The organism is Bradyrhizobium sp. 23, from assembly GCF_023073295.1.
GTDB lineage: Bacteria > Pseudomonadota > Alphaproteobacteria > Rhizobiales > Xanthobacteraceae > Bradyrhizobium > Bradyrhizobium canariense_D.
This window is the reverse complement of sequence record NZ_JADPJF010000084.1, coordinates 1-4,605: the sequence shown is the minus strand read 5'-3', so window position 1 is coordinate 4,605 and position 4,605 is coordinate 1. Positions and strand designations below refer to the sequence as shown.

The following is a 4,605-nucleotide window of genomic DNA, read 5'->3' as shown; positions in this document are numbered from 1 at the left end:
CCGAAACCTCCGTCCAAGCCGGAGGCTTCTTTCGCACGTTCATTCGAATTCTGAAGCAAGGGTATCGGCTTCGCGCTTACGGTTAGACCCTCGGCCGGCGATGCGTATCAACGTGCGGAGCCGCCCCTCACATTGCTGGCGGTTCCCTGGCTCTCGTCCAAGGCGCGGTAAGCCAGCGCTTGGAGAGGTTTTAGGAGGAAGCCCACCATCCGTCGGGGAATGGCTCCAGCAAAGTCCGATTGACTTGGTTGTCGTTGTCAGGGGCTGATAGCGCCTGCATTCCAGCTTGGTGGCGCGCGGCGACGGAAGCGGACAGACAGGGCGCCTGGTTCACGAGTTCGAAGGCGGCGCGAAGCAAGATGTGTCAAGCGTAATGGAGGCACACTGCGGGCGCTTCGCTCTGCTTCTTCGACTAGACCTCGAATATATTCCAATTCTGAGAGCTGAGAGGTGAGTTCGCTAAGTCGTTGGGCATAAAGGATTGCGCGAGAGCTTCGCATGAATGTTCTCCCCTGCGCAAAAAACTATCGGGAAAAACCAGCAAATCAATTTAACTATGTTAACGGGCTCGGTCACGAAAGTGCGCCCATAAGTTGCTCCAAGGCTATTCGAGGCTTCGCTACTCCCTCAGGGGCAGCGCGATGCGCTGGAGTCCGCTTTGGGTCCACAACCGGACCTGCACCGCAGCAACTTTCAGCTTCGCGTGTCCACACGGAAAACAATGCAGCACGACGGGATGGGACCGAACGCTGTCTGGGACCGACCATAACCCGATAACCTCGTCGCGCCCTGAAGTAGGCACGAGGCTGAATGTATGTCGAGCGTGCGGGCGGTCTTGAGCGACGGCTCAGGCCAACAAACCGTCTTGATGTGGCGCGAAGATAAAATCCTGAGGTCTGAGTGCTTGCTGGCTATGCACCACCACGTCGTTGCCTGGACTGAACGTGACCGTGCTCTCGTGCGTGACAGGATCGAACGGTGAGAAGCTCAGATCGCTGAAGTTCTCGATACCGAGCGCAGAGACGTCGATGTGATCGGCGCCCTGATTCGAGAGTCCCTGTCCGAAGTCTTCGACTTTATCGTGCCCGTTATCGAAATCGAACACGAACGTGTCGTTCCCTCCTTGGGCAAAGCCGAGCATCATCTGGGCATCGCCCCATATGTCATCGTTTCCCGTGCCGCTAACCAGCCTGTCGTTGCCGCCGCGCGCGTAGTCGGACATGGATTGGGCATCGCCGACGAGAATGGTCTCGTAGCTGCCCACGGCATGCGGATTCGGATCATTGCCGCCGACCAGGGTGTCATTGCCGCCATGCGCGCGGCCCGACATAGTCGACGCATCGCCATATGCTTGATTGATGAGCTGGGAAAATACGTTGCCACCGAAATAGGTGTCGTCGCCGCCAACGGCCTGATCGCCCATATTGCCGCCGGCATCGCCGTAGAAGAGATTTTGGTTTTGCGTGCCCGAGGCCTGGAATGTGTCATTGCCGCCCTGGGCACGACCAGACATGTCGCCCGCGACTTCGCCATAGAACGTACTTCCTCCTAAGCCGGTCTTGTTGAACGTGTCGTCCCCTCCGTGGGCAGAGCCGGACATGTTCCCGCCAGCATCGCCGGAAAAGACATTTCGGTCAGCGAGTGTTGCGTCGCTAGAGTCGTCGAACGTGTCGTTTCCCCCGGCGGCGGAAGCGGACATATTTGCACCGGCATCGCCGAAGACAAAATTGAACGGATTAATCCCGCTCACAGCGAAACTATCATTGCCGCCGGCCGCATGACCGGCCATGTCGCCGCCGGCGTCACCATAGAGATAGTTGTTGTACTCGGATCCGCTCGCAGTGAAGCTGTCATTGCCGCCCCGGGTATGCCCGAGCAAGCCTCCGCCAGCGTCGCCATAGAACACAAAACTGCCATCCGGTCCGATGTGACCAACGAATGTGTCATTACCGCCGACCGCGCAATTGATCAGGTTTCCACCCGCATCTCCATACACGATAATTGTTTGATGTCCGCCAGCAGTGACGCCGAAGTTGTCGTCACCACCCTGGGACTGACCAGACAATGTTTCGCCAGCGTCGCCATAGGCATTCACCCTCACTCCGGGCGTAAAGGCCAGGGGCAATTCGACATTGAACATGTCATTGCCCGCAATGGCCCAGTCCGAAATGTTGCCTCCAGCATCACCGTACATATCCAGGCTGAAGGTCTCGCCGGGAATGATAGCGGGCGCCGATACTTGAGCGGACAACGTGTCGCTGCCGCCCCGGGCATGATCAGAAATGTTTCCGCCCGCATCACCATATAGGCTTCCAGAGCCGGACGTCAGCAACGTGTCGTTGCCGCCGATCGCGCGGCCGAGCAAGTCCACGCCAGCATCCCCGAACAGTGTGTTTGTCGGATCGGAACCAACCAGTGTTTGCGCTACGCCATGCTGTCGGCCCGTGAGTGATCCACTTGTGTCGCCAAAGAGAACAGCCATGTGAACCTCCCTCGTGGTCCGCAGGTTGCCGCGGAGATGCGTCCAAATGACTTACAACGTTTCGTTGTTATGATTAAATCACATTTTTAAACGAATTTAAATCATATATTTGAAATCGACAGCTATCGTCACGAGAGAAGGTTCTAGCCCGGATTGATCGAATTCGGGGCCAAATGCAGTACCGTGCCTAGTCCGCAACGTCTCTAAAACGGGGGGCGTCTCTCAACGTGAGCAGCCCATTCGGCATTCCGGACTTTTTCACGCGGGTTTTGACGTTGGAAGGTCGATGGCGTCCAGCTCGGATCATCGGGCGCAAAGACGTGCAGATTGCCTCGCGTTCGAGAGAGTCCTCCGAAACCCGAGCGCCGCAAAGGCTCGCCCGATCAAAGCTCCCGGTGTACTGCGGGATGATCCGGTTCTTGACCTCTTCACCCAGTGCTTTTGCCGCCCTTCCGGTATGGCCGATCGCGTGCTTAGAAGGCCCGAGCGCCTTGAACATTCTTCTGGAGGAGATCGGCCCTTTAATTGCGGTTTGTTGTCAAGTTACCATTCTTCCTCTCTCCAGTGACACGCCCGTAGCGATTGCTCCGTCGGAGCTGGTCAGGTTGCGGAGACGGAGCGATCGCGGATGGCGAGACGATTGCCTAGCGGGATTGGCAATCGACATCGTTGGCGGCTTCAGCGAGTTGGGTTGATGTCGTAGATGGGGTCATGGTCCTTTCCGAGGTCGCGAGCGCCTCATGATGATGTCCGGATCGGGCGCCTCAACGTCTGCAGCGGAGTGCGGGCGAACCGCCACCAGCCGATTGACCGAGGTCACCACAACCACCGTCCCAGCGGGACATCGCCAGTCCGGCGGACCGGACCAGGAACTTGCGAGCAAATATTAGATTGGCTTCGGCTGGACCCAGTCGAACGATGTGCCATCGACCCAGATGCAGTGGAGAATCACGGCGATCTTTCGGGCAATTGCGACCTTTGCCTTCTTCATGCCGATCCGGTTGGCGAGCTTCATGCCTCAGGCCTTTAGAGAAGACCACTTTTTGGTTCGAGAAAGAAGGACAGTGGCGGCCTCGAACAAGTAAGTTCGGAGAAGCCGGTCGCCCCGTCGAGATATCTTTCCGTTGGTGTCGGTTTCGCCGGATTGGCTACGTCGCGGCGTAAGGCCGAGGTAAGCGCCGACTGTCGACGCCGATCGGAAGCGCGAGGGATCATCGATCGTGTGGCGGAACGTTAGGGCCGTGACGGCGCCGACACCCGGGACCGTCATCAGTCGCCGCGTCGTCTCGTCCAGCTTCGCCAACTGGCGGACCTCGTTGTCGAACTTTTCCTGTTCTCGACAGATGTTCTCATGGATCGAGAGCAGCGGCGATATCACGTTGAGGAGTAAATGATCAGCGCCTAAGAATTCGCTGACCTGGTTGCGGAACTGTTGGCCGATCGCGCGAGGGAATAGTAATCCAGATTCCTTGATCAAGCCACGAATCTGGTTCTCAATGTCTCGGCGCATCGACACTAGCCGAGATCTGGCGACAAGGATCGCTCGGATCTTTTGGCTTTCCTCACTTTTGACCTTGACCTCTCGATACCATCCCACTCGCACCAGTTCTGCAAGGCCTCGCGCATCATTCTGACCGCTCTTGTTCATACGGACCGACAAAGCTGCGTGCGCATGCCGAGCGTCGATGCAGACCACCGGAAGCTCAACCCTGCGGAGTTCATGCCATAGCCAACTCGCCATCGCACCCGTCTCGAAGCCGATACGCTCGGCTTGAGGCGCATGTTGCGAAGCAGGTCGGTCAAGGCACCAGGATTAGACTTGGCTTTTCCTTCGAAGATTACTTGGCCAGTCTCGTTGACAACGCATACGGCGGTTTCTCTCTGTGAGACGTCCAGCCCGACGTACTGCTTCATGGGAGCTCCTTCGAATCAGGTGATTGCGAGGGCTCGACGATAATGCGGCTTGCATGCCACGAGCGCCGACCGCAATTACGTCATCGTTTGCAAATTTGCCCCCTCATCGGCGTCCAATTTTGGGGCTGACTCATTTCCGATGAAGTTTGCCGGGCGACTGTGGTTCTCAAACGGAGAATCAGCGCCATGCGGACGGGCTTTCAAATCTC

1 protein-coding gene and 1 pseudogene are annotated in these 4,605 nt (G+C 57.5%); both read right to left on the bottom strand.

Annotated elements, in window-relative coordinates; translation table 11 throughout:
- Positions 1–847: 847 nt before the first annotated feature.
- Positions 848–2,482, bottom strand: a complete 1,635-nt coding sequence (locus IVB32_RS20625; RefSeq protein WP_247369113.1) for a calcium-binding protein — start codon at positions 2,480–2,482, stop codon at positions 848–850.
- An 886-nt stretch (positions 2,483–3,368) separates the two neighbouring features.
- Positions 3,369–4,396: pseudogene (locus tag IVB32_RS20620) on the bottom strand (IS110 family transposase).
- Positions 4,397–4,605: the final 209 nt, after the last annotated feature.

Bases quoted from the DNA above. Each gene is read 5' to 3' on its own strand.
- IVB32_RS20625 (WP_247369113.1), bottom strand. From the start codon at position 2,482: ATGGCTGTTCTCTTTGGCGACACAAGTGGATCACTCACGGGCCGACAG.